The 22,719-nt window shown below is 61.3% G+C and carries 23 protein-coding genes and 1 other RNA gene; 7 read left to right on the top strand and 17 right to left on the bottom strand.

Annotated features, from left to right (window positions below):
* Positions 1-51: 51 nt before the first annotated feature.
* From GC127_RS19570 to GC127_RS19535, 8 genes are all read right to left on the bottom strand, one after another.
* On the bottom strand, positions 52-234 hold the full coding sequence (locus GC127_RS19570) for a DUF4169 family protein (protein WP_008280831.1): 183 nt from the start codon (positions 232-234) through the stop codon (positions 52-54).
* Positions 231-1,622 carry a class II fumarate hydratase gene (gene fumC / locus GC127_RS19565; protein ID WP_008280830.1) on the bottom strand — a complete coding sequence of 464 codons (1,392 nt, stop codon included), beginning with the start codon at positions 1,620-1,622 and terminating at the stop codon, positions 231-233. The genes GC127_RS19570 and fumC overlap by 4 nt, the downstream gene beginning before the upstream one ends.
* A gap of 107 nt (positions 1,623-1,729) precedes the next feature.
* Positions 1,730-2,185 (bottom strand): SspB family protein, encoded by a 456-nt coding sequence (locus GC127_RS19560; protein WP_037297595.1) that lies wholly within the window; start codon positions 2,183-2,185, stop codon positions 1,730-1,732.
* 74 nt (positions 2,186-2,259) lie between these two features.
* On the bottom strand, positions 2,260-3,513 hold the full coding sequence (gene chrA, locus GC127_RS19555) for a chromate efflux transporter (RefSeq protein ID WP_151979265.1): 1,254 nt from the start codon (positions 3,511-3,513) through the stop codon (positions 2,260-2,262).
* Between the two features lie 87 nt (positions 3,514-3,600).
* Positions 3,601-3,953: a transfer-messenger RNA gene (gene ssrA / locus GC127_RS19550) on the bottom strand.
* Positions 3,954-3,959: 6 nt separating this feature from the next.
* Positions 3,960-5,321, bottom strand: coding sequence for a cytochrome P450 (locus GC127_RS19545; protein ID WP_151979264.1), 1,362 nt, complete (start codon positions 5,319-5,321; stop codon positions 3,960-3,962).
* Entirely contained in the window at positions 5,318-6,520 is a 1,203-nt protein-coding gene (locus GC127_RS19540) for a hypothetical protein (protein WP_151979263.1), read from the bottom strand. The genes GC127_RS19545 and GC127_RS19540 overlap by 4 nt, the downstream gene beginning before the upstream one ends.
* A 54-nt stretch (positions 6,521-6,574) precedes the next feature.
* Positions 6,575-7,327 (bottom strand): cytochrome c biogenesis CcdA family protein, encoded by a 753-nt coding sequence (locus tag GC127_RS19535; RefSeq protein WP_151979846.1) that lies wholly within the window; start codon positions 7,325-7,327, stop codon positions 6,575-6,577.
* A 93-nt stretch (positions 7,328-7,420) separates the two neighbouring features.
* On the opposite strand from GC127_RS19535, the gene GC127_RS19530 reads away from it, so the two are divergent.
* Positions 7,421-7,651 carry a sulfurtransferase TusA family protein gene (locus GC127_RS19530; protein ID WP_081506085.1) on the top strand — a complete coding sequence of 77 codons (231 nt, stop codon included), beginning with the start codon at positions 7,421-7,423 and terminating at the stop codon, positions 7,649-7,651.
* Positions 7,652-7,835: 184 nt separating this feature from the next.
* On the opposite strand, the gene GC127_RS19525 is transcribed toward GC127_RS19530, so the two are convergent.
* The 6 genes from GC127_RS19525 to purC all read right to left on the bottom strand — a co-directional run bounded on the left by GC127_RS19525 (position 7,836) and on the right by purC (position 15,814).
* On the bottom strand, positions 7,836-10,583 hold the full coding sequence (locus GC127_RS19525) for a ribonuclease E/G (protein WP_151979262.1): 2,748 nt from the start codon (positions 10,581-10,583) through the stop codon (positions 7,836-7,838).
* Between the two features lie 403 nt (positions 10,584-10,986).
* Positions 10,987-12,321 carry a sigma-54 dependent transcriptional regulator gene (locus GC127_RS19520; protein WP_037297593.1) on the bottom strand — a complete coding sequence of 445 codons (1,335 nt, stop codon included), beginning with the start codon at positions 12,319-12,321 and terminating at the stop codon, positions 10,987-10,989.
* A 6-nt stretch (positions 12,322-12,327) separates the two neighbouring features.
* The gene (locus GC127_RS19515; RefSeq protein ID WP_198133587.1) at positions 12,328-14,052 is read right to left on the bottom strand and encodes an ATP-binding protein; all 1,725 of its coding nucleotides are present in this window, start codon (positions 14,050-14,052) and stop codon (positions 12,328-12,330) included.
* Between the two features lie 81 nt (positions 14,053-14,133).
* Positions 14,134-14,802, bottom strand: a complete 669-nt coding sequence (gene purQ / locus GC127_RS19510) for a phosphoribosylformylglycinamidine synthase subunit PurQ (RefSeq protein WP_151979261.1) — start codon at positions 14,800-14,802, stop codon at positions 14,134-14,136.
* Positions 14,802-15,041, bottom strand: a complete 240-nt coding sequence (gene purS / locus GC127_RS19505; protein ID WP_151979260.1) for a phosphoribosylformylglycinamidine synthase subunit PurS — start codon at positions 15,039-15,041, stop codon at positions 14,802-14,804. The genes purQ and purS overlap by 1 nt, the downstream gene beginning before the upstream one ends.
* 11 nt (positions 15,042-15,052) lie before the next feature.
* Positions 15,053-15,814, bottom strand: coding sequence for a phosphoribosylaminoimidazolesuccinocarboxamide synthase (purC, locus tag GC127_RS19500; protein ID WP_008280817.1), 762 nt, complete (start codon positions 15,812-15,814; stop codon positions 15,053-15,055).
* A 162-nt stretch (positions 15,815-15,976) separates the two neighbouring features.
* Between purC and GC127_RS19495 the strand changes: the two genes are divergently transcribed.
* From GC127_RS19495 to GC127_RS19485, 3 genes are all read left to right on the top strand, one after another.
* Entirely contained in the window at positions 15,977-16,291 is a 315-nt protein-coding gene (locus tag GC127_RS19495; RefSeq protein ID WP_008280815.1) for a DUF1476 domain-containing protein, read from the top strand.
* Between the two features lie 166 nt (positions 16,292-16,457).
* Positions 16,458-17,468: a betaine--homocysteine S-methyltransferase gene (bmt, locus tag GC127_RS19490; RefSeq protein ID WP_081506081.1), complete on the top strand. Its 1,011-nt coding sequence runs from the start codon at positions 16,458-16,460 to the stop codon at positions 17,466-17,468.
* Positions 17,469-17,485: 17 nt separating this feature from the next.
* Complete coding sequence (locus GC127_RS19485) at positions 17,486-17,731, top strand: methionine synthase (RefSeq protein WP_151979844.1); 246 nt, start codon at positions 17,486-17,488, stop codon at positions 17,729-17,731.
* Here the strand turns inward: GC127_RS19485 and GC127_RS19480 are convergent.
* Complete coding sequence (locus tag GC127_RS19480; protein ID WP_151979259.1) at positions 17,713-18,810, bottom strand: PA0069 family radical SAM protein; 1,098 nt, start codon at positions 18,808-18,810, stop codon at positions 17,713-17,715. The two genes, GC127_RS19485 and GC127_RS19480, sit on opposite strands and share 19 nt — an antisense overlap.
* Positions 18,811-19,001: 191 nt before the next feature.
* Between GC127_RS19480 and GC127_RS19475 the strand changes: the two genes are divergently transcribed.
* Positions 19,002-19,706: a corrinoid protein gene (locus GC127_RS19475; RefSeq protein WP_008280810.1), complete on the top strand. Its 705-nt coding sequence runs from the start codon at positions 19,002-19,004 to the stop codon at positions 19,704-19,706.
* 64 nt (positions 19,707-19,770) lie between these two features.
* Positions 19,771-20,412: a DUF1638 domain-containing protein gene (locus GC127_RS19470; RefSeq protein ID WP_151979258.1), complete on the top strand. Its 642-nt coding sequence runs from the start codon at positions 19,771-19,773 to the stop codon at positions 20,410-20,412.
* Positions 20,413-20,476: 64 nt separating this feature from the next.
* Here GC127_RS19470 and GC127_RS19465 read toward each other — a convergent pair whose 3' ends face one another.
* A complete protein-coding gene (locus tag GC127_RS19465) occupies positions 20,477-20,887 on the bottom strand; it encodes a SufE family protein (protein WP_151979257.1) in 411 nt (136 codons plus the stop codon).
* Between the two features lie 126 nt (positions 20,888-21,013).
* On the opposite strand from GC127_RS19465, the gene GC127_RS19460 reads away from it, so the two are divergent.
* Entirely contained in the window at positions 21,014-21,532 is a 519-nt protein-coding gene (locus tag GC127_RS19460) for a hypothetical protein (RefSeq protein ID WP_037297690.1), read from the top strand.
* Positions 21,533-21,573: 41 nt separating this feature from the next.
* Here GC127_RS19460 and rnd read toward each other — a convergent pair whose 3' ends face one another.
* Positions 21,574-22,716, bottom strand: a complete 1,143-nt coding sequence (rnd, locus tag GC127_RS19455) for a ribonuclease D (protein WP_151979256.1) — start codon at positions 22,714-22,716, stop codon at positions 21,574-21,576.
* Positions 22,717-22,719: the final 3 nt, after the last annotated feature.

The raw sequence follows: 22,719 nt of genomic DNA, 5'->3' as shown, positions 1-22,719 counted from the left end.
GGATGAGATCCAGGACTCCCCCGAGGTATTTTGGGCCAGATGAAGCCAAACTCAGTCCTCGTCCCGGCGATGCTGGTCAAGCGTGGCGCGCGCCTTTTCGGTCTGCGCCTGCTCCAGCGCCTTTTGCGCCTTGGTCCGGCCAAAGCGCGCGGCATTCTCATCTGCGCGGGCCTTGTCCTTGGCCCGCGCCTTTTGCTTGCGCACCCGGTTCAGATTGACCGGGGCATCGCTCATTTCGGGCCGATCATGTCTTCGGGGCGCACCACGCGATCAAAGGTCTCGCCATCGACAAAGCCAAGCGCAATCGCCTCTTCGCGCAACGTCGTGCCGTTCTTATGCGCGGTCTTGGCAACCTTGGTGGCATTGTCATAGCCGATGGTGGGGGCCAAGGCCGTCACCAGCATCAGGCTTTCCTGCATCAGCTTTTCGATACGCGGGCCATTGGCCTCGATCCCGTTGAGCATCCGCTCTGTGAAGCTATCGGCGGCATCGCCCAAAAGCTGCATGGATTGCAACAGGTTATAGGCCATCATCGGATTATAGACGTTCAACTCGAAATGCCCCTGAGAGCCTGCGAACTTGATCGCGGCATCATTGCCCATGACATGGGCGGCCACCTGCGTCAGCGCCTCGGCCTGTGTCGGGTTGACCTTGCCCGGCATGATCGAGCTGCCCGGCTCGTTCTCGGGCAGGATCAATTCGCCCAGGCCCGACCGCGGACCCGACCCCAGAAACCGGATGTCATTGGCAATCTTGTAGCAAGACCCGGCCACCGTGGCGAGCGCGCCCGACATGAACACCATCGCATCATGCGCCGCCAACGCCTCGAATTTGTTGGGGGCCGTGACAAACGGCAGGCCGGTGATCTCGGCCATTTGCGCCGCGACGGTCGTATCCCAGCCCTTCGCGGTGTTCAGACCGGTGCCCACAGCGGTGCCGCCCTGTGCCAGCTCATAGATACCGGGCAAACACAGATTGACCCGCGCGATGCCCTGCCGCACCTGATGCGCATAGCCCGAGAATTCCTGCCCCAGTGTCAGCGGCGTGGCGTCCTGTGTATGGGTGCGGCCGATCTTGATGATGTCCTTGAACTCTTCCGACTTGGCCTCAAGCCCGGCCAAAAGCTTGGCCAATCCCGGCAAAAGCACATCGCGCGCCGTCATGGCAGCGGCAATATGCATGGCGGTGGGAAAGGTGTCGTTGGATGATTGTCCCATGTTCACATGGTCATTTGGATGCACCGGATCTTTGGAGCCGATGACACCGCCCAAGATTTCAATCGCGCGGTTGGCGATGACCTCATTGGCATTCATGTTGGATTGCGTGCCTGATCCGGTCTGCCAGACCACCAGCGGGAAATTGTCGTCGAATTTGCCTGCGATGACTTCTCCCGCCGCTTGGATGATGGCATCGGCGCGGCGCGCATCCAGCGCACCGCTGGCCTTGTTCGCCTGTGCGCAGGCCTGTTTGATCACGCCAAGTGCGCGCACGATGGCCACGGGCTGTTTTTCCCAGCCAATCGGGAAATTCATGATCGAGCGCTGCGTCTGCGCGCCCCAATATTTGTCATTCGGCACCTCAAGGGGGCCAAAGCTATCGGTTTCGGTGCGGGTGGCGGTCATGGCAAAGCCTTTCGTGACGGGTTTGCCCCGTTCATACCGCAGTTCTGCAAAAGATCAATGCTGTATACGACGGGATACAAAGACCGCAGGCCGCGACAAAGCGCGCGTTACTTGCGGAAACTGTCGAGCCGCACCACCTCGGCCTTGCCGGGGCTGGGATCGTCATCGGGTGGGTCGGTATCATCCAACTCGTCGATATCGTCATCCACTTCCTGCGTCTCAAAGCGCAGGCCGAATTCAACCGAAGGATCAACAAAGGTCTGGATCGAATCATAGGGCACATACAGCCGCTCGGGCGCGTCGCCAAAATTCAGCGTCACGCCAAACCCATCGTTCGTAACCTTGAGGTCATCATACCAATGCTGCATCACCACCGTCATTTCTGAGGGGTAGCGCTGTTTCAACCAATCGGCGAGCTTGGCCTCGGGGTGTTTGGTGTCAAACGTGATGAAGAAATGATGCGCCCCGGGCAAACCTTCGGCCTGCACCTTGCTCAGCACCTCTTGGATGAGGCCGCGCATGGCACGATGCATAAGATTTCCGTAGTCGATTGAACGAGACATGTTTGACCCTTGGGGAATTGCTGCATGCCAGCATAGGGGATTCGAAACAAAACAAAAGACCCGCAATGCGCGCCTCAGATCAAAACATGAGCCAGCCCCGCCAGCGCCGCCATAAGCGCCAGAACCGGCACCATTGGCAGGCGAAGACCCAGCAATAAACCGCCCGCAACCGCCACATAGACCGCATCGCGCAGCGAAAAACTGCTGATTTCGGGCTGGGGGCCAAAGGCACCCATCGCCACCTGCCCGAACAGCACATGCAGCGCGAACCACACCGAAAGGTTGAGGATGACCCCCACCACAGCCGCCGATATCCCGGCCAAAGCCCCCTTGAGACGGGGCCGCGCAAGGATCTGTTCGATATAGGGGGCCCCGGTGAAGATCCACAAAAAGCAGGGAATGAACGTCACCCAAAGCGTAAGGCAGGCCGCCAGCACCGCTATGCCCACTCCGCCCTGCGCATAGCCCGCCAAAAGGCCCACAAACTCGGTCACAAGGATCAATGGCCCCGGCGTGGTCTCGGCAAGCCCAAGCGCGTCGATCATCTCGGCCGTGGTCAACCAGCCCTTGGTCGCCACCACGGTTTCGGTCATATAGGCCAGCACCGCATAGGCCCCGCCAAAGGTTACCACCGCCAATTTACTGAAGAAAAGCGCCAGATCAGTCAGAAACGTGGCCCCCGTGCCCCAGACCAGCAGCACCGGCGCGGCCCAGAGCGCACCCCATATGAGCGCGGTCGCCACGGTCTGAGAGAGCGCCACAGGCACAGGGGCGACCATGCTCGCATCCACCGCCACACCGCGATGCGACCACGCGCCCCAGAGCGCTGCCGCCGCGATGATCAACGGAAAGGGAACCGACAAAAAGAACATCGCGACAAAGCCCAAGCCCGCCAGAACCCAGCTGTCCCAGCCCTTGAGAGCGCGCCGCGCCAACTTGAGCAAGGCTTGCAGCACGATCACCACCACCGCCGCCTTGATGCCCAAAAACACCGCCTGCACCAGCGGCAGATCGCCATAGGTGGCATAGCCCAGACCAAGCACGAGGATCACCGCCGCACCCGGCAGCACAAAGAGAAGCCCGGCAATCAACCCGCCCAGCACCCCACGCAGCCGCCAACCGGCATAGGTGCAAAGCTGCATCGCCTCTGGCCCCGGCAAGAGCATGCAAAACGACAATGCGCCCAGAAATTGCTGTTCGGTCAGCCAGCCGCGCCGCTCTACCAGTTCGTCATGCATCATCGAGATTTGCGCCGCCGGCCCACCAAAGCTCAAAAGACCAATGCGGGCAAAGCTGCGAAAGATCAGGGCAAGGGGCGGCGCGCTCATATGTCTTTGTCGCGCGCCACGCGACGACACGCAAGACATAGTTTTATGACGCCAGTTCCGCGCCTTATGGATCATTTTTAAAGTGAAAGTGCAGGCTTCTGTTGCCAGGTGCCTGCGAACCCCGCCTTACGCGGCTAAGCGCAAGGGCTTAAGTTTCGGTTTGGTTACTGCTTACGCAGCAACGGCCACCGGAGCACGGTTGTCATTTGCAACTGTACGTTTCGGACCGATAACGGTGGTACCTCACCGGGACAAAGCATAACCCCTTTAGACGTTCGTCGATCCTATTTCGACCCCATGATCCCCAAATGAAGGATGTTTGGTGGAGTCGCCGGGTACCGCCCCCGGGTCCGATCCGCTTATTACGAGCGCGTTTATGTCCATAGTCCGCTTGCGCGAACACCCCATACATAGGCGCTCTGAGGCGGCTTGCAAAGGGGTGCCGGTCACCTTGGCGAAAGTTTAAGCCAGATCCCGTCACGCCCCCGCACCGTCAGATGCGCCACCGGCACCGGTGGGCGCTCGGCCACCGGGCGAAGGCGATAGGCCCGAACCAGCATGGCCAACAGCAAAGGCCCCTCAATCATCGCAAACCCCGCCCCGGTGCAAACCCGCTGCCCGGCGGAAAACGGGATGAACGCCTCGCGCAGACAGGTCTTACCATTCTCGGTGCCATAGCGCGCCGGATCGAACCCATCGGGATTATCCCAAAGCCGTTCGTGCCGATGCAGATGCCAGGGGCTGATCACCACCTGCGCGCCACGTGGAATATCACGGTTACGGAACCTTTCGGGGCAGGCCGTCTCGCGAACCATCATCGGCACCGGCGGATAGAGGCGCAGCGTCTCGCGAAACACATCGCGGGTAACACGCAACCGCGCCATATCGGAAAACTCTGGCGCACGGGGGCCAAAAACCGCCTCTGCCTCTTCGGCCACCCGCTCTTGCCACTCGGGATAAAGCGCCAGAAGATACAGCGCCCAAGCCAGCGCCGACGCGCTCGTCTCATGCCCCGCGAGGAAAAAGATCGCCACCTGATCAACCATCTCTTCGGTGTCAAACCGCGCGCCGGTTTCCGGATCGGCAGTGGTCATGATCTTGGTCGCCAGATCGTCGGGCGCGGTGCCCGCCGCAATCTCGGCCTGCCGCCGGGCGGTCAATTCTGTGATCAGCCCCCGGATGGCCCGCGCCGTCACCCGCGTCTGACGGCGATGAAATCTTGGAAACCAACCGGGCAAGGGCACAAAGGCGGCAAGGTTCAGCACGGGTTGCATGCGCTGATGCGCCTTGAAGGCGTCAAACACCTGCGCGGCGGTGCGATCCTCGATGGGCAGCGAGAACAGCGTGCGAAAGATGACATCGGCGGCGGCATGGCTGGTGTGGCCCTCAATATCAAACCCTCTGCCATCGGCCAGCGGGGCCAGCCGCGCAACTGCCCCCTGCCCGGCTGTGACCATCGCGGCAAAGGTATCGCGCAACCGCCCGCCTTCGAATGCGGGATCAATGATGCGCCTCTGCCGCTTCCATGTCTCGCCATTGGTGACAAAGACCGATTGCCCCAGCAGGGGCCGCAATCCTTCGGACACGCGGGCGGATTTCGGGAAATCATCGGGGCGTTGTTTCAGCACCAGATCAACCAGGCCTGTGTCATTGCAAAGGTAAGAGCGAAAGAACGGCGTGCGAAATTCAGCCATCCACGCGCGATAAAGCCGCGCAGGCTGTGCCGACAGAATATCGGCCCGAAAGAGGCGCAGATACCGCCAGAGCGACACATGGTCCGGGCGCGCGGGCGGCTTGGGCGGGATCATGGGGCGAGGCTCGTGTACCGCGAGGTGGCACGCTCGATCCGGCTTTTTGAGGGCGGTCTGTCACGAAACCGCGCGGCCAGTGTCAATGGCCCTGCCGTGACGCGGAAATAGTCAAAGTCACCGGGCCGATCAAAGGCGCAAAGATATTGAAAATGCAGCCGGAAAAACCGCCACCGCAAGGCGCGCCACCGCTCGGCGCTCAGCGTTTGGGTGAACGCCGCCGAAATCACCAGCGGCCAGCGTTTGTCCTTTGGGGCCACGCCCGACACCGCCACCGGATCGCAAAGCGCAAAAGCGCAGCCATCGCCGGGTGCCGTGACATCCACCCAAGTCACCTCGTCCCGCGCGCTCAGATAGGCCAAATCGGCCCGTAGCCGGTACGCGCGCGGCAGAAAGGACACCATCGGCACCACCTGCCCAAGGCTCAGGAACGACAGCGCCGGGCCGTGCTTGGGCACCTGCCCACCCCGGATCAGATCGGCCAGAATCGACACCCCCAGATGCGCGCCCGAGGAATGGCCAACCACCAGCACCTCATCACAATCTCCCTGCAAGGCCTGCGCGATCTCGGCGGTGAATTCCGCCATCCGCGCCTCCAATTCAGGCGGATTGGCCCCCAGATACCGCGCCGAATAGGCGTAATCATGCATCAGGTAATAGGCAAAAAACCGGCCATCCAGACGCCGGAACCATTCAAGAATGAACGGCACAACACCAAGCCCGCCCCACGCCGCCCACGGATGCCAAAGCGCCAGCTCGCGGCCCAATCCCCACGCCACCATGAACGCTATGCCAAGCTGCACCAACAGAAATCCAACCGGATAAAGCGCCGCAATCACCGGACCCTTGCGCAACCGCATAAGCCGAAACAGCGCGCCCGTGCCGATATAGATCGCCGCCGTGCGGATCAGCTGCACATAGGTGGCCAAAATCCCCTGATCCATGCTGCCTTTGACGATATCGGACCAGACCAGCACTTCAACCGCGCTCTCAACCTCGGCCCCCTCAATCTGCGCAGAGACATTCCAGCCAAATCGCGCCTGAGCTTTGGCTTGCAAGACATTGATTTCATATCCGGAAATAACAGCCTGCTCAGCGCTTTCCTTGCGGTAAAGCTCGCGGTATCGGCGCGGTGGAATCGGGTCATAGCCCGGAATATAAAACACGCGCCTGCGGCGCACTTGGGGCTCGCTGCTCATGTCCAACCTCATGTTGCAGCAAACCTAGCGCGGAAATCGGGCAAGCGTAAGGCGTTATCCAAGCACCGCTAGGGCGGGGAAAGTTTCGAGCAACCAAAAGGAAAACGCCGAAAAGCCGCCGGTGAGCATCAAAAGACCAATGGTCCAAAGCAAAAGCCCCATCACCCGCTCAATCTGCTCCATATGGCGTTTCATCCAGCCCATCAGCCCCTGCAGACGCGGCAAGAAGGCAGCAACCAGCAGGAACGGCACACCAAGGCCAATGGCATAAATCGCCAAGAGCATCGTGCCCCGCGCAACCGACCCTTCTGACGCCGCCAAAGACAGGATCGCCCCCAGTTGCGGACCGATGCAAGGCGTCCAGCCAAAGGCAAAGGCCAGCCCCAGAATATAGGCCCCAAAGGACGATCCGCCTCGGTCGCCCGCATCCAGCCGCGCCTCGCGGTCAAGGAATTTGATCCGATAGACGCCCACGAAATGCGCGCCGAAAATCATCACAAGAATGCCTGCTACCGTATTGAAATATCTCTGATATTGCAGAAACACCGTGCCAATGGCAGAGGCGGTGAACCCCAAAAAGATAAAGACCGTCGAGAGGCCCAATACAAAGAACAGCGCCGGCACAACGGCCCGCGCCCGGCTCTGCCCGCTCTCAGAGAGATCATTCAGGCTGACCCCGCTCATATAGGCCAGATAGGGCGGAACGATCGGCAGAACGCAAGGGCTGAGAAACGAGATGATTCCAGCGGCCAAGGCCACGAACATTGCGGGCAAAAGCGCTGCGTCTATGATTTCGATTCCGAACATGCGCCAGACATAGCCCGCACTGCGACCCGCGTCACCCGACATTCTGTCACAACCTTGTGGACAGGCTGTAACAAGCCCGCTATCTCACGCCTCATGACACCCGATGATACGCTCGACGCCTGCGGCCTATTGTGCCCCCTGCCCGTTCTCAAGCTGCGCAAGCGCTTGAAATCCATGGGTATCGGCGCGGTGATCGCGATGCAGGCGGATGATCCCGCAGCCGTGATCGACGTGCCGCATTTCTGCGCCGAATCCGGGCATGATCTGATTTCCGCGACCGATGCGAATGGCGTGCAGACCTACGTGATCCGCAAGACGCGCTAAGGCGTTCCGCGACCGCTGGAACACACACATCCCGGGCTTGCCCCGGGACCTCGCAGCAGCTGCGTCACGTCCCTGGCTCTGGGCAGGGGCGATGGGAAACCGATCAGACGCGACGCGCTCCTGCCATACAACGAAAAATGCCGCACCCGAGGGCGCGGCATCCTTGATTTTCGTTTTCTTCCGCTCAGCCCAAAGACCACCAGCCGCGGCGCTTTGGCTTTGGCTCTTCCTGCGGTGCCGGGGTTTCGGCCACAGGTTCAGGCGCTTGCGCGGGCTCAGGCGCTTCTGCCTCTGCAACCGGCTCCGGTGCCACCTCTGCAACCGGCTCTGGTGTCACCTCTGCAACCGGCTCAGGGGCCACCTCAGCAACCGGCGCTGGTGTTGCCTCTGTTGGCAGCACTGCCGCCTCTGACGCTGCAGTCACGCTGCTCTCATCTGCAACCGCCGCCGTGGCCTCGGGCTCTTTCTTCTTGCGCGGCGTTGGGGTGCGTTTGGGCTTCGCTGCCGCCTTGGCCTTGGGGGCCTCCTCGTCAGAGACTGCCTCCGCTGCGCTTGCGGGCTCTTTCTTCTTGCGCGGTGCGCGGGTGCGCTTGGGCTTCGGCTGCTCCTCAGCGACCACAGGCGCCTCGGCCTCTGCCGTCACCTCAGCCGGGGCCTCAACCGGGGCCTCTGGCTCAGCAACAACCGCAGGTACAGCGCTGTCTTGCTCTTCGCTCCCCTCGGACGCCTCAGCGTCATCGTCCTCCCGATCTTCATCGGTGCCTTCGCCATTGCGCTCTGCACCGTTGCCATTCTTGGGCTTGCGGCGGCGGCTACGGCGGCGACGGCTCTTTTTGGGCTTGTCGCCCCCATCGCCCCCGGTGGTCGGCGCGCTCTTGGCGTCGTCGCCCGCTTCGGCTTCGACCTCCTCGTCGATCTCGTCCTCGACCTCGTCGTCGATGTCATCCATCAGCGCCGATGTGCCGGACACGAATTGCGCCATCGGCACTTCGGGCACGTTCCGGGTCGCTGTTTTGAACTTTTCCATCGTGAAATCGGGGCTGACCAAACGCGGATCACCCTCGATCCGCACCGACAGGCCATAGCGCCCTTCGATTTGCGCCACGTGATCGCGTTTCTGGTTCATCAGATAGTTGGCGATGCCCACCGGGCATTTCACCAGCACCTCACGCGAGCGGCGGCGCACGCCCTCTTCCTCGATCTGACGCAGGATCGACAGCGCAAGGCTGTCATCCGACCGGATAAGCCCGGTGCCATGGCAGGCCGGGCATGGCTGCGTCGTTGCCTCGATCATGCCGGGGCGCAGACGCTGGCGCGACATTTCCAACAGGCCAAAGCCCGAAATGCGGCCCACCTGAATACGCGCCCGGTCGGTCTTGAGCTTGTCCTTGAGCCGCTTTTCCACCGAAGCGTTGTTGCGGCGCTCGTCCATGTCGATAAAGTCGATCACGATCAAGCCAGCCAGATCGCGCAGGCGCAATTGACGCGCCACCTCTTCGGCGGCCTCAAGGTTGGTTTTGAGCGCGGTTTCCTCGATCGAGCCTTCCTTGGTGGCACGGCCAGAGTTGACGTCGATAGCAACCAACGCCTCGGTCACACCGATCACGATATAGCCGCCGGATTTGAGCTGCACCGTGGGGTTGAACATGCCCGACAGATAGCTTTCCACCTGAAAGCGGGCAAAGAGCGGCTGCTGATCGACGTAATGCTTCACGTTCTTGGCATGGGACGGCATGATCATCTTCATGAAGTCCTTGGCGATGCGATAGCCGCGCTCGCCCTCGACCAGCACTTCATCAATCTCGCGATTATAAAGATCGCGGATCGAACGCTTGATCAGATCGCCCTCTTCATAGATTTTCGCCGGCGCCATAGAGCGCAGGGTCAACTCGCGGATCTGTTCCCACAAACGCTGCAGATATTCGTAATCGCGCTTGATTTCGGCCTTGGTGCGCTTCGCCCCGGCGGTGCGCACGATCAGACCCGCGCCGCGCGGCACGTCGATCTCGGTGGCGATTTCCTTGAGCTTCTTGCGGTCTACAGCATTGGTGATCTTGCGGCTGATGCCACCGCCACGCGCGGTGTTGGGCATAAGCACGCAGTAGCGACCTGCAAGGCTGAGATAGGTGGTCAGCGCCGCCCCCTTGTTGCCGCGCTCTTCCTTGACGACCTGCACCAGCATGATCTGGCGGACCTTGACGACCTCTTGGATCTTGTAGCGCCGCGCACGGGGCTTGCGCACCGGGCGGATATCTTCGCTGTCATCCTCTTCGGCGACGGATTCGATCTCGTCATCCTGAGCGGCATGATCGCGGGTGTCGGTCTCGGGCTCATCCTCGCCCGCCTCGTCGGCACCGTTATCCTCGGGCTCTTCCACCGGGGTCTCGGCCACGCGCTCCATCGGCGATGTGGCCTCGGGCACTTCGGCGGTTGCGGCGGTCTCGTCCTCAAGGTCGATGGTTTCCATCCCCGAGATTTCAGAGGTGGCCACCGCATCGTCAGTTTGCGTCTTTTCGGCGCGTGTGCGCGAGCGGGACCGTGACCGCGAGCGGCTATTGCGCCCTTCGCTGCGTCCGTCACTGCGCCCCTCGCCACCGCTGCTGCGACGCGGACGATCTTCGTCCTCGTCGTTTTGCGCGTTGGCCAGCGCCTCTTCCTCGGCCATCAGGGCCTCGCGGTCGGCGACCGGGATCTGATAGTAATCGGGATGTATCTCCGAGAACGCCAGAAACCCATGCCGGTTTCCGCCGTAATCTACAAAGGCCGCCTGAAGCGAGGGTTCAACCCGCGTCACCTTGGCCAGATAGATATTGCCAGCTATCTGGCGTTTATTTTCAGACTCAAAGTCGAATTCCTCGACCTTGTTTCCGTCGACCACCACAACCCGAGTTTCCTCGGCGTGGGTGGCATCAATGAGCATTTTCGTAGCCATGTTTTCCGTTTGCATCGCGGCGCGGCCGCCTGCCCCGGTAGGGCGGCGCGTTGCGGCAGATGTCTGATAAGGGCGATGGCGGACGCGCAGCCAAGGGTGCCGGTATCGGCCCCTGCACTGACAAAGTGATGTCTCGCGCGCTTCATCGCGGTTCTTCTTCTCCGGCCCCTCGCGGAGCCAATTCAGGGCCTGTCCACCGTTTTCAAGGGTCAGGCTTGTATGTGGCCCCCGTGAACGGGACCCAATCGGTCTGCTCAATCATGTCGGACTGATCCGGACGGAGGACTGAAACAGCGAATCTCTCGAGGTTTCGGGGCGGATTACGCCCGTCACCATAGTGTCACAGTAAAGCGACCCCTATGCCAATGACAATGGACAAAATGAAAAGCAGCGCGTGCCGCCCTCAAAGATAGTCGGACCGTTGCAAATTATACTTGGCCATTTTCTCGTTCAATGTCCGACGCGGAAGGCAAAGTTCGTCCATCACCGCCGCGATGCTGCCTTTGTGGCGGCGCATCGTGTTGTCGATCAGCATCCGCTCGAACGCTTCGACATATTCCTTGAGCGGCTTGCCCTCGGTGGTCATCACCGGCTGCATGTCCTGATGGTCCGACATCAGCAACGATGTGATCGTGCCCGACCCCCGCCGGGCCTGCAACACCGCGCGCTCGGCCACATTGAAGAGCTGACGCACATTGCCGGGCCAAGGCGCCTGCAAAAGCTGTGTGGCCTCCTGCGCGCTGACCTGCGGCGCGTCACAGCCGTAATCTTCTGAAAACTGCTCGGCAAAGCGGGTGAAGAGCGTCAGAATATCCTCGCCCCGCTGACGCAGCGGCGGCACGGTGATCCGCAGGCTGGCCAGACGGTAAAACAGGTCAGAGCGCAGCGCATCCTCACAGGTATGCCCCTCGTCCTGCATGTTCGAAATGGCCACCACACGGGTCTCGGGCGGCGTGCCCTCGGCGTTGATATGGGTCAGCAATTTGGCCTGCGCCGCTTCGCTCAGCGCCTCGATATCTTCCAGCACCAGGGTGCCGCCGCGTGCCTCTTCAAAGGCGGGCAGGCGCGCATCCTCGGGCTGCACCGGGCCAAACAGGCGCTTGATCAGCCCCTCGTCATCAAAGGCAGCACAGGCCACCGACACAAACTTGCGCCCCGCGCGCGCCCCCACCGCATGCAGCGCATGCGCCACCAGCGTCTTGCCGGTGCCGGTCTCGCCCTCGATCAGAACATGGCCATCGGCCTGCCCCAGATCGAGAATATCCTCGCGCAACCGCTCCATAGCATTGCTGGTGCCGATCAGCTTTTTCATCAGCTGGCCCCCATCCGACAGGTCCTTGCGCAGCGCACGCGCGTCCAGCGTCATGCGCCGGGCGTTGGTGGCCTTCTTCGCCAGCTCAGTCATACGGTCCGGGTTGAACGGTTTTTCCAGAAAATCAAAGGCGCCGATCCGCATCGCCTCGACCGCCATGGGCACATCGCCATGTCCCGTGATCATGATCACCGGAAGCGAACTATCGGCCCCCATCAGCTTTTTGAGAAACTGCATCCCGTCCATACCGGGCATCCGCACGTCGGTCACGACGATACCGGGATAATCCGGCCCCAGCGATTTCAGCGCATCCTCCGCCGAGGCAAAGGCCTCGGTGTCATAGCCCGACAGGGCCAACCACTGACTGATCGACTGGCGCATGTCTTTTTCATCATCGACGATGGCGATTTTCATGGCTGCTGGCATTTTACATCACTCCGCTGCACGGGTCTCTTCGGCCAATATGGGAAGCTGCATCTCGAATACAGCCCCCCCGTCGGGCGCATTGCGCGCCACCAGACGTCCGCCAAGGTCGTTGACGATCCCCGAGGAAATGGCAAGCCCCAGCCCCACCCCGTCGCCTGGCTGTTTGGTGGTGTAAAAGGGCTCAAAGAGGTTCTTGAAATCCCCGATCCCCTCACCGTTGTCACGCACCGTCAGCACCGCCGTTTCCCCCGCCGCCAAGAGAATGTCGATGATGGCATCGGGCACGGTATTGGTGGCATCAATGGCATTGCGCAACAGGTTGACGATCACCTGTTCCACACGCACCCGGTCGCCCATGATCATCACCGGCTGATCGGGCAAAGTGCGGGTGATGGTGATCTTGCGCTGACGCAATTGCGGCTCCATCATCGACAGCGCCGAGGCCACCGCATCCGCCATGTTTACAGGGGAAAACTGCGTGCCTGACTGGCGGGCATAGGACTTGAGCTGCTTGGTGATCGCCCCCATCCGCTCGATCAGATCGTCGATCCTCTGAAACGCCGAGATCGCCTCGTCGGGCCGGTTGCGCGACAGCAAAAGCCGCGCCCCCGCAAGGTAGGTTTTCATTGCCGCAAGCGGTTGGTTCAACTCGTGACTGACCGCCGCCGACATCTCGCCCAGAACCGCCAATTTCGAGCTTTGCTGAATGGTCTGTTCGGCCTGTGCGAGGTTCTCTTGCGCGCGTCTACGCTCGGCGATTTCCCGCTGGAGGCGGGCATTCAATGCGCGAAGCTCTGCCGATTCCCGCTGAAACAGCGCCATCCGAAGCGCCGCCTTGCGATTGAGAAAGTAAAACGCAAGCGCCAGAAGAATCGCGAATCCCATGATCTCGAGCGCAAGATAGCCGTTCACCTTGTCACGCACCGCCGTGTAAGTAGTGAACCCGGCGATCCGCCAGCCGCGAAAGGCCACGCGCCCCTCGACCCGCATCACCGCCTCGCCGCGCACATAGGCATCCGCCGGCAGCGCCGTCCAATCCGAGGTCGCCTGAATGGCGCGCTGGATGGCGCTGTTGACCGGCTCGCGGCGCAGCGCCTCGGCCTCTGTCAAGCCACGCCAACGCGGTTCGGTGGCCAGAATGATCCGCCCCTCGGTATCCGTGACCATGACCGCATCGGAAATCCCGGCCCAGGCGCGCTCGTATTTGCGCAAGTCTACTTCGACAACGATCACCCCCAAGGTGCCGTTCTGCGTCTCGATCCGGCGCGAGTAGTAAAAGTTGAATTGCCCCGTTTCCTGCCGCAAAACATGGAAAATCGTATCGCGCGAGCGCATCGCATCCACGAAATAGGCGGCGGCCTTGTGACTCTCGCCCAGACGCGCCCGCTCTGTCGTCGCAACCGCCCGCCCGTCCCTGTCGAGCAGCGTCAAGTTCGCCGCACCGATTTCTTCCAGAAATGAAATCAGTCGCTGTGTGGATTGCGCATAGTCTTGTGTGTTGAGCGCCGCAATCAGCGCCGGGTCCCGCGCCAAGAGCTGCGGCACAATCGCATTCTGGCGCAATTCCGACAGCAGGTTACCCGAATACAGCACCAGCCGCAGCTCTGCGCGGTTGCGCGTGTTCTCGGTAAAGCGATCCGTCAAAAGGCGGTTGGTGGTCAGAACCACCGCCACCGCCACCACAAAAAGGCAAAACAGCACCGCACGCGCGCGCCATGAAATGGTGCGCATCCGGTGCCGTGCGGTCGAAGTGGCAGCTTTGCTCATGCGATCAGACTATGCCGCGCCGCGCCGCTTCTCAAGCGCAAGCGCTCAGGCGCGTTCCAGCGCCCCCATCAGCCCGCTAAAGAGCGCGGCCCCATCGGTGCCGCCCTGCAACGGCTCGGCCATCCGCTCGGGATGCGGCATCATGCCCAGAACCCGGCGATTCTCGGACAGGATGCCCGCAATATCGCGCGCGGAACCATTGGGATTGTCCGTATAAGTAAAGGCCACACGGTCTTCGCCCTCAAGCCGGTCAAGTGTTGCGGAATCAGCGAAATAATTGCCGTCGTGATGCGCAATCGGCACGGTGATGGTGCGGCCCGCCTCATAGCCATGGCTAAAGACGCTATCAGCCGTCGCCACCCGCAGGCCCACCGGCTTGCAGACATATTTCAGACCCGCATTGCGCAGCAAGGCACCCGGCAAAATCCCCGTCTCGGTCAGGATCTGAAAGCCGTTGCAGACACCCAGCACATAGCCGCCCTTGTCCGCATGCGCGATAACTGACCGGCAGATCGGCGAATTCGCGGCAATCGCGCCGCAGCGCAGGTAATCGCCATAGGAAAACCCACCCGGCACGCCCACCACATCGACACCCTGCGGCAGGTCCGTATCCTTGTGCCAGACCATCGACACCCGCGCGCCCGCGCGCTCGAATGCAACGGCCAGATCGCGGTCGCAGTTAGAGCCGGGAAAGACGATGACGGCGGCATGCATCAGGCCAACTCCACCGAATAGCTTTCGATCACGGTATTCGCGAGCAGCTTTTCGCACATCTCGGTGACGGTGGCCTTGGCCTTGGCCGCGTCGGTCTCTGCCAGATCCAGCTCGATCACTTTGCCTTGCCGCACCGCTTCGACACAGTCAAAGCCCATCGACCCCAAGGCATGGCGCACCGCCTCGCCCTGCGGATCAAGAACGCCGGATTTCAGCATGACATGCACGCGCGCTTTCATGGGATACCTCTTTAGTTGATCAGTTTTGGCCGCGCCATCGGCGTGCTGCCTTTGGGCATGACACCCAGACGGGTCGCCACCTCGGTATAGGCATCCGTCAGACTGCCCAGATCGCGGCGGAAGACATCCTTGTCAAGCTTGCGGCCTGACGCGATATCCCACAACCGGCAACTGTCGGGGCTGATTTCATCGGCCACGATCAGCCGCTGGAAATCGCCATCATAGACGCGGCCGATCTCGATCTTGAAATCAATCAGCTTGATGCCAACGCCATACATCACGCCCGCCATGAAATCGTTGACGCGCAGCGCGAGGCTGAGGATATCGTCCATATCCTGCTGGCTGGCCCAACCAAAGGCGGCAATATGTTCCTCGGTGACCAGCGGATCGCCCAGCTTGTCATCCTTGAGGCAATATTCCACGATGGGGCGCGGCAATTGCGTGCCTTCCTCGATCCCCAGACGCTTGGCCATGGTGCCCGCCGCATAGTTGCGCACGATCACTTCCAGAGGAATGATCTCGACCGCACGAACCAGTTGTTCGCGCATATTCAGCCGCTTGATGAAATGCGTCGGCACGCCGATGGTGTTGAGCCCGGTCATGAAATATTCGGACAGCATGTTGTTCAGCACGCCCTTGCCCTCGATCACGGCCTTCTTTTCGGCGTTAAAGGCGGTGGCGTCATCCTTGAAATACTGGATGATCGTGCCCGGCTCTGGGCCCTCATAGAGGGTCTTGGCCTTGCCTTCATAAATCTTCTTGCGCCGCGCCATGGGAACTCCATCGTTGAGGGTGGGGGGCGTGAGTCCCCTCATGCCGATGCGCTCTCATAGTGCATGGGCCAACACGTCGCAAGATGGCGTTGGCCCCTTGCCCTTTTGCGTGCCAGATTGCATATCGGAAGCAACGGCAACGCATGCAAGGGGACCGGCCCAATGACCACCTTTGACGATCGCGAAAGCGCATTCGAAAACAAATTCGCCCATGACGAGGAAATGGCCTTTCGCGCCGTGGCCCGCCGCAACAAGCTTCTCGGCCTCTGGGCTGCAGAGCTGATGGGCAAAACCGGCGATGACGCCAACACCTACGCCCTCGAAGTGGTCAAGGCCGACTTTGAAGAGGCCGGCCATGAAGATGTGGTGCGCAAGGTCGCATCGGATCTTGGTGACATCGCCGATGCCGACACCATCCGCGCCAAGATGGATGAGCTGCTCAAGATCGCCAAAGGCCAACTGGCCAAAGAGGCCTGAGCCTGCTCATTCGACGAAATCAGGGGCGCGTCACATCATGGCGCGCCCTTCACGTCTTGGTCAGGCAATACAAACGCGCCTCACCATTTACATGAAATTTATGCATTTGCGCGCTTGCCTGATTTAATGGCACATCTGCGTGCTCACGGATTACGGGACAGCCCAAATGACAAACGCCCTCACCAAGATGCTCGCCACTCGCGATTGGATTCTCGCTGACGGGGCCACCGGCACCAATCTTTTCAACATGGGTCTGCAATCGGGCGATGCGCCCGAAATGTGGAATGACCAGCATCCCGACCGGATCAAGCGCCTTTATACCGAGGCCGTGGATGCGGGCAGCGACCTGTTTCTCACCAATTCCTTTGGCGGCAACGCGGCGCGTCTGAAACTGCATGGCGCACAGGGCCGTGCCCGCGAGCTGTCGCGCATCTCTGCCGAGATTGGCCGCGACGTGGCCGACCGATACGACCGCCCGGTGATCGTTGCGGGCTCTGTTGGCCCCACCGGCGAAATCATGGCCCCGATGGGGGCGCTCACCCATGAACTGGCAGTCGAGATTTTCCACGAACAGGCCGAAGGCCTCAAGGAAGGCGGGGCCGATGTGCTCTGGCTCGAAACCATTTCCGCCCCCGAAGAATACAAGGCCGCCGCCGAGGCGTTCAAACTCGCCGATATGCCGTGGTGCGGCACCATGAGCTTTGACACCGCCGGGCGCACGATGATGGGCGTCACCTCGTCCGACATGGCCACCATGGTGGAAAAACTGGGCAACCCCCCGATGGCCTATGGGGCCAATTGCGGTGTCGGTGCCTCGGATTTGTTGCGCACCATTCTCGGCTTTGTCGCCCAAGGATCTGAGCGACCCATTATTGCCAAAGGCAATGCCGGCATCCCGAAATATCATGACGGTCACATCCACTACGATGGCACGCCCGAACTGATGGCCGAATACGCCGTGCTGGCCCGCGACTCCGGTGCCACGATCATTGGCGGCTGCTGCGGCACCATGCCCGAACACCTCTCGAAAATGCGCGCCGCGCTGGAGAACCGCCCACGCGGTGCCCGCCCCACACTGGAAGAGATCACCGAGGCGCTTGGCGGCTTCTCATCGGGCGGGGATGGCACCGGTGACGATACCGCAGCCCCCCGCCGCCCGCGCCGCAGGCGCGGCTGATCGGCATGTCAGGGAAGATGATGCGCCGCATCTTCCTTGCCGCCGCCCTGCTGGCCCTTGTGGCATGGATCGCGGGCTATATCTGGATCTCCGGCCTTGCCTGCGCATTTGGCAGCCCAAATGGCCGATGTGTGTTTCCAATGCCCTGGGATATGCGCGGCGAAGATCTGATGATCCTCGTGCTTTTCCCCGCAGCCTTGGTCGCAACACTGCTCGTGCTTGCCCGGATCAGTGGACGCCGCTCTCAAAACAGCGATAACTGATCCCCCCGCGCCAGCGGCACCTCGAACAGGTCCGTGCGCAACACCGCCTGCGCCTGATCCAGCCCCAGCCGACGCGCCGCCAAATCAAACCGGCGCGCGATCATGCGGGCATGCACCCCCTCGCCTCGCATCCGCCGGTGCCACTCGGCGCTATACTCCTGCCCGCCATGCATCTCGCGCAGCCGGTTCATCACCTTGCGCGCCCGGTCGGGATACTGCGCCGCCAGCCACTCCTGAAACAGAGGCGACACCTCGCGCGGCAGCCGCAGCATGATCCAGCTTGCGGCCCCTGCCCCGGCCTCGCGCCCGGCCGCCAAAATCGCCTCGATCTCCGGATCGGTCAGCCCCGGAACAACTGGCGACACCATCAACCGCACCGGAACCCCCACCTCGGACAACCGCCGGATGATCTCCAATCGCCGCACCGGACTAGGCGCGCGCGGCTCCAACCGCCGCGCCAGCACCTCATCAAGGGTGGTGATAGAAATGCCCACCCGCGCCAGCCCACGCGCCGCCATATCCCCCAGAATATCCAAATCCCGCTCTATCAGCGCCCCTTTGGTGATAACCGCCACCGGATGATTAAAGCGCTGCAACACTTCCAGACAGGCGCGGGTGATGCCAAACTCTGCCTCAATCGGTTGATAGGGATCGGTATTGGTGCCAATCGCCATCGGTGCGATCTTATAGCTGCGCGCCCGCAACTCTGCCTCTAGCCGTGCGGGGGCCTCGGGCCGCGCGATCAACCGTGTCTCGAAATCAAGCCCCGGCGACAGGCCCAGATAGGCATGGCTCGGGCGCGCAAAACAGTAAATGCAGCCATGTTCACAGCCACGATACGGATTGATCGACCGATCAAACGGCAGATCGGGCGAGCGATTATAGGTGATCACCCGGCGCGGTCGCTCTGTCGTCACCTGCGTGCGCAACACACGCGCCGCCTCCCCGGGGTCCTCAGCCTCATAGGCAACGCCATAGGCCTCGAACCGGCCCGCGGCGTTGCTCAACGCGCCCCGCGCCCGCACGCGCAGATCATTGGGAAGGGTTTGCTCTGGTTTCATGCCCCCAAAATGGAACATAACGCGAACACTTGCAAGAAACCGATAATCATCATGCTGATAATTCAGTCACATCCCGCGCGATTTCAAGCTATACGTCGGTTGCGGCGCGGGCAGCGTCGCAATTCGGAAAGTGGCCGCGCCGCAAATTGACGAAAGCTGCGTCCAGTCAACCCAGATGCGCGCGCGCAGAGAACTCAAGGATTCCCCCAATGTCCGACCAAGACGACGACATCATCCTCGCCGACCTCGACGATGACGAGCTTGTCCAACAGATGTTCGACGACCTCTACGACGGCCTCAAGGAAGAGATCGAAGAGAGCGTGCACATCCTCTTGGATCGCGGCTGGGCCCCCTACCGCGTGCTGACCGAGGCACTCGTCGGTGGCATGACCATCGTCGGCAAGGATTTCCGCGATGGTATCCTCTTTGTCCCCGAAGTGCTGCTCGCGGCCAATGCGATGAAGGGCGGCATGGCCATCCTCAAGCCGCTCCTGGCCGAAACCGGCGCACCGCGCGTGGGCAAAATGGTGATCGGCACCGTCAAGGGCGACATCCACGACATCGGCAAGAACCTTGTCGGCATGATGATGGAAGGGGCCGGTTTCGAAGTGGTCGATCTCGGCATCAACAACGCGGTCGAAAAATACCTCGACGCGCTGGAAACCGAACAGCCGGACATCCTCGGCATGTCGGCCCTGCTGACCACCACCATGCCCTATATGAAGGTCGTGATCGACACGCTGGTCGAACAGGGCAAACGCGATGACTATATCGTGCTGGTCGGTGGCGCACCGCTCAACGAAGAATTTGGCAAGGCCATCGGTGCCGATGCCTACTGCCGCGATGCCGCTGTGGCCGTGGAAACCGCCAAGGATTTCATGGCGCGCAAACACAACCGGCTGGCCGCGAGCTGAGCATCCAAAACGCTCCAACACGGCCCGCCCCTGCGCGGGCCGTTTGCATTTGAGGGAACCGGCCATGGATCTGACCGACGATCATCTCACCACCCAAGGGCTAGAGGCCGAAGGTCGCGGTCGCCTTCTCCTGATCGCCTGCGGGGCCCTCGCGCATGAAATTCTCGCCCTCAAACGTCACAACGGGTGGGATCACATGGATTTACAATGCCTTCCCGCCAAACTGCATCTCTACCCGGAAAAGATCACCGAAGAGGTGGAAAAGGCCGTGATCGCCCAACGCGCCAAATATGACCGCATTTTCGTGGTCTATGCCGATTGCGGCACGGGCGGGCTCTTGCAGGCGAAATGCGCCGACCTTGGCGTTGAAATGGTGGCTGGCCCACATTGCTATGCGTTCTACGAAGGGTTGGACCGCTTTGCCGCGCATGAGGATGAAATCAGCGCCTTTTACCTCACCGATTTTCTGGTGCGGCAGTTCGATGCATTCGTCTGGAAACCGATGGGCCTTGACCGTCACCCGCAGCTGCGCGACATGATTTTTGGCAATTACACCAAACTGGTCTATCAGGCACAAACCGATGACCCCGCCCTGCGCGCCAAGGCGCAAGACTGCGCCGACCGCCTGGGTCTTGCCTATGAATACCGTTTCACCGGCTATGGCGATCTTAAAGCATCACTTGAGAAACAGGCCGCAACGCATTGATTTGCAATTCATCTGGCTGAAAATACCTCGGGGGCTTGGGGGCAGCGCCCCCAAACCTCGCCTCTCACGCGGCCTCTGACGCCACCAGCCTGATCCGCTCGATCATCGCGCGCACCCCGTTTGAACGTTGGGCGGACAGATGTGCATCCAGTCCCAGCCGGGCCAATTCGGCCGGGGCATCGACACGCTCGACCTCCGCCACCGGCACGCCGTTGTAAAGCGTGCGCAGCACCGCAATCAGGCCGCGCACGATCATCGCATCGCTATCGCCATCAAAGCTGAAAACGCCCGCTTCGATTCTGGGATGCAACCAAACCTGACTGGCACAGCCCTCCACCTTGGTCGAAGGCACCTTGAGCGCCGCCTCCAGCGGCTCCATCGCCCGGCCCCGGTCGATCACATAGCGATAGCGATCCTCCCAATCGTCGAGAAACTCGAAATCCTCAACAATCTCTTCAAAGGCGGCAGTGGCCATGACACTCTCCTAGCAGTCTATCTCAGACCTAGGGCCGGGCCGGAAAAAGGTCCAGACCCCGCTTGCACCTTTTCAAGCCAGAGAGGATAGGATAGTCGGAAGGAAAAGATGACAGGGGCGCATGGCATGCAACGGCGGGTCTTTCTATCATTGGTGGCAATGTCGGCTTTGGCGGGCTGTGGCGGATATCGCCGCTCTCGCGCAAATCCGCGCAATTGGTTCGGGCGCAGCACGCCGCGCCGCCGCACTGCCGAACCCGCGCCCGCCAATACCAATCCCCTCATCCCCGAGCGCGAAGACACGATCTTTCGTCGCCGCCGGGACAAAGTCTATGAAGGCACGCCGGTGGATCAGGTCACACGTATGGTGATCGAGCGCACCAGCGACGGTGGTATCGTCCGGGTCGAAGGCGTGGCCCTGCGCCAAGGTGCGTTTGACGTGCGCCTCGTGTCCGACACCGAAAATGAGCCGGTGAACGGCGTGCTGGAATTGCGCCTCATGGCCATTCAACCCGAGGATCAGCCGCAAGGCTCTGAACGTGCCCGCACGGTGCTGGCCGGGGTGTTCCTGTCAAATCAGGCGCTCGAGCGCGCCAATGAGATTCGCGTCATCGGCGCGCGCAACGAGCAGGTCAGCCGCCGCTGAGGGCAGAGGGCACGGCCCCTGCCGCGCGCGCCCCGCAGTGCTCAGAGATCCACAGTCTCTACGCCACTGCCCTTGACCGCCAAGGCCACCTCGCCCTTGCACAGGCGCAGCGCGTCCGCACCAAACACATCCAGCCGCCAGCCACGCAGCGCGGGCAGATCGCGCATCCCCGCCGCAATGGCGTCAAGGTCACTGGCACTGGCAATCAGCTTGGCCGCCACGCCATAACTCTCGCTCTTGGCCTTGAGCAGCACCCGCAACAGATCCGCCAGCGCCGGGTTGACCTGCGCGCGATCTTCCAAGGCCTCGGCGCGCGGCATCCGCTCTGCCGGGCATTCCAGCCCCGCCTTGACCGCTGCAAGAATTCCATCGGCAATGTCGCCCTTGCGCGCCTCGCGCAGCAAATCCTGATGCGTCACAGGCTTGGTTGACGCCAGTTCGACCAATGCATCATCCTTGTAGACCCGGCTGCGCGGCACGTCATGCGATTGCGCGTATTCTTCGCGAAACCGCGCCAATTCGCGCAGAATGGCCAGAAACTTGGGCGAGGTGTTGCGCGTCTTGACCCGCTGCCAAGCATCGGCAGGGTCGGTGCGATAGGTGGCGGGATCCGTCAGCACGCTCAGCTCTTCGGCCACCCATTTGTCGCGCCCGGAACTTGCCAGCTTCTTCGCAAGATATTCGTAAATGACCCGCAGATGCGTTACATCCGCCAGCGCATAGACCTTTTGCGCCTCGGTCAGCGGTCGGCGCGACCAATCGGTGAACCGAGAGCTTTTGTCGACCGTCTGCTTGGCAATCCGCTTGACCAGCGTTTCATAGCCCACTTGCTCGCCAAACCCGCACACCATGGCCGCCACCTGCGTGTCAAACAACGGATCAGGAATCACCCCGGCATCAACGTGGAAAATTTCCAGATCCTGCCGCGCGGCATGGAACACCTTGACCACCGATGTGTCGCGAAACAGCTCGTAAAGCGGCTCCATCGACATCTCGGCACCGTCAATCGGATCAACCAGAACGGCAGTGTCGTCATCCGCACCCGGCACAGCCATTTGCAAGAGGCAGAGCTTGGAATAATACGTGCGCTCACGCAGAAACTCGGTATCGAGCGTCACATAGGGGTGTTTGCGCGCCATGGCGCAAAAGGCCGCCAGATCGTCAGTCGTGGTAATGGTTTTCATATG

This window comes from Roseovarius sp. EC-HK134 (assembly GCF_902498815.1).
In the GTDB taxonomy this organism is placed as follows: domain Bacteria; phylum Pseudomonadota; class Alphaproteobacteria; order Rhodobacterales; family Rhodobacteraceae; genus Roseovarius; species Roseovarius mucosus_A.
The sequence above is the reverse complement of the archived record's forward strand: the minus strand, read 5'-3'. Positions and strand labels throughout refer to the sequence as shown.

Bases quoted from the DNA above. Each gene is read 5' to 3' on its own strand.
- GC127_RS19570 (WP_008280831.1), bottom strand. From the start codon at position 234: ATGAGCGATGCCCCGGTCAATCTGAACCGGGTGCGCAAGCAAAAGGCG.
- fumC (WP_008280830.1), bottom strand. From the start codon at position 1,622: ATGACCGCCACCCGCACCGAAACCGATAGCTTTGGCCCCCTTGAGGTG.
- GC127_RS19560 (WP_037297595.1), bottom strand. From the start codon at position 2,185: ATGTCTCGTTCAATCGACTACGGAAATCTTATGCATCGTGCCATGCGC.
- chrA (WP_151979265.1), bottom strand. From the start codon at position 3,513: ATGAGCGCGCCGCCCCTTGCCCTGATCTTTCGCAGCTTTGCCCGCATT.
- GC127_RS19545 (WP_151979264.1), bottom strand. From the start codon at position 5,321: ATGATCCCGCCCAAGCCGCCCGCGCGCCCGGACCATGTGTCGCTCTGG.
- GC127_RS19540 (WP_151979263.1), bottom strand. From the start codon at position 6,520: ATGAGCAGCGAGCCCCAAGTGCGCCGCAGGCGCGTGTTTTATATTCCG.
- GC127_RS19535 (WP_151979846.1), bottom strand. From the start codon at position 7,327: ATGTTCGGAATCGAAATCATAGACGCAGCGCTTTTGCCCGCAATGTTC.
- GC127_RS19530 (WP_081506085.1), top strand. From the start codon at position 7,421: ATGACACCCGATGATACGCTCGACGCCTGCGGCCTATTGTGCCCCCTG.
- GC127_RS19525 (WP_151979262.1), bottom strand. From the start codon at position 10,583: ATGGCTACGAAAATGCTCATTGATGCCACCCACGCCGAGGAAACTCGG.
- GC127_RS19520 (WP_037297593.1), bottom strand. From the start codon at position 12,321: ATGCCAGCAGCCATGAAAATCGCCATCGTCGATGATGAAAAAGACATG.
- GC127_RS19515 (WP_198133587.1), bottom strand. From the start codon at position 14,052: ATGCGCACCATTTCATGGCGCGCGCGTGCGGTGCTGTTTTGCCTTTTT.
- purQ (WP_151979261.1), bottom strand. From the start codon at position 14,802: ATGCATGCCGCCGTCATCGTCTTTCCCGGCTCTAACTGCGACCGCGAT.
- purS (WP_151979260.1), bottom strand. From the start codon at position 15,041: ATGAAAGCGCGCGTGCATGTCATGCTGAAATCCGGCGTTCTTGATCCG.
- purC (WP_008280817.1), bottom strand. From the start codon at position 15,814: ATGGCGCGGCGCAAGAAGATTTATGAAGGCAAGGCCAAGACCCTCTAT.
- GC127_RS19495 (WP_008280815.1), top strand. From the start codon at position 15,977: ATGACCACCTTTGACGATCGCGAAAGCGCATTCGAAAACAAATTCGCC.
- bmt (WP_081506081.1), top strand. From the start codon at position 16,458: ATGACAAACGCCCTCACCAAGATGCTCGCCACTCGCGATTGGATTCTC.
- GC127_RS19485 (WP_151979844.1), top strand. From the start codon at position 17,486: ATGATGCGCCGCATCTTCCTTGCCGCCGCCCTGCTGGCCCTTGTGGCA.
- GC127_RS19480 (WP_151979259.1), bottom strand. From the start codon at position 18,810: ATGTTCCATTTTGGGGGCATGAAACCAGAGCAAACCCTTCCCAATGAT.
- GC127_RS19475 (WP_008280810.1), top strand. From the start codon at position 19,002: ATGTCCGACCAAGACGACGACATCATCCTCGCCGACCTCGACGATGAC.
- GC127_RS19470 (WP_151979258.1), top strand. From the start codon at position 19,771: ATGGATCTGACCGACGATCATCTCACCACCCAAGGGCTAGAGGCCGAA.
- GC127_RS19465 (WP_151979257.1), bottom strand. From the start codon at position 20,887: ATGGCCACTGCCGCCTTTGAAGAGATTGTTGAGGATTTCGAGTTTCTC.
- GC127_RS19460 (WP_037297690.1), top strand. From the start codon at position 21,014: ATGCAACGGCGGGTCTTTCTATCATTGGTGGCAATGTCGGCTTTGGCG.
- rnd (WP_151979256.1), bottom strand. From the start codon at position 22,716: ATGAAAACCATTACCACGACTGACGATCTGGCGGCCTTTTGCGCCATG.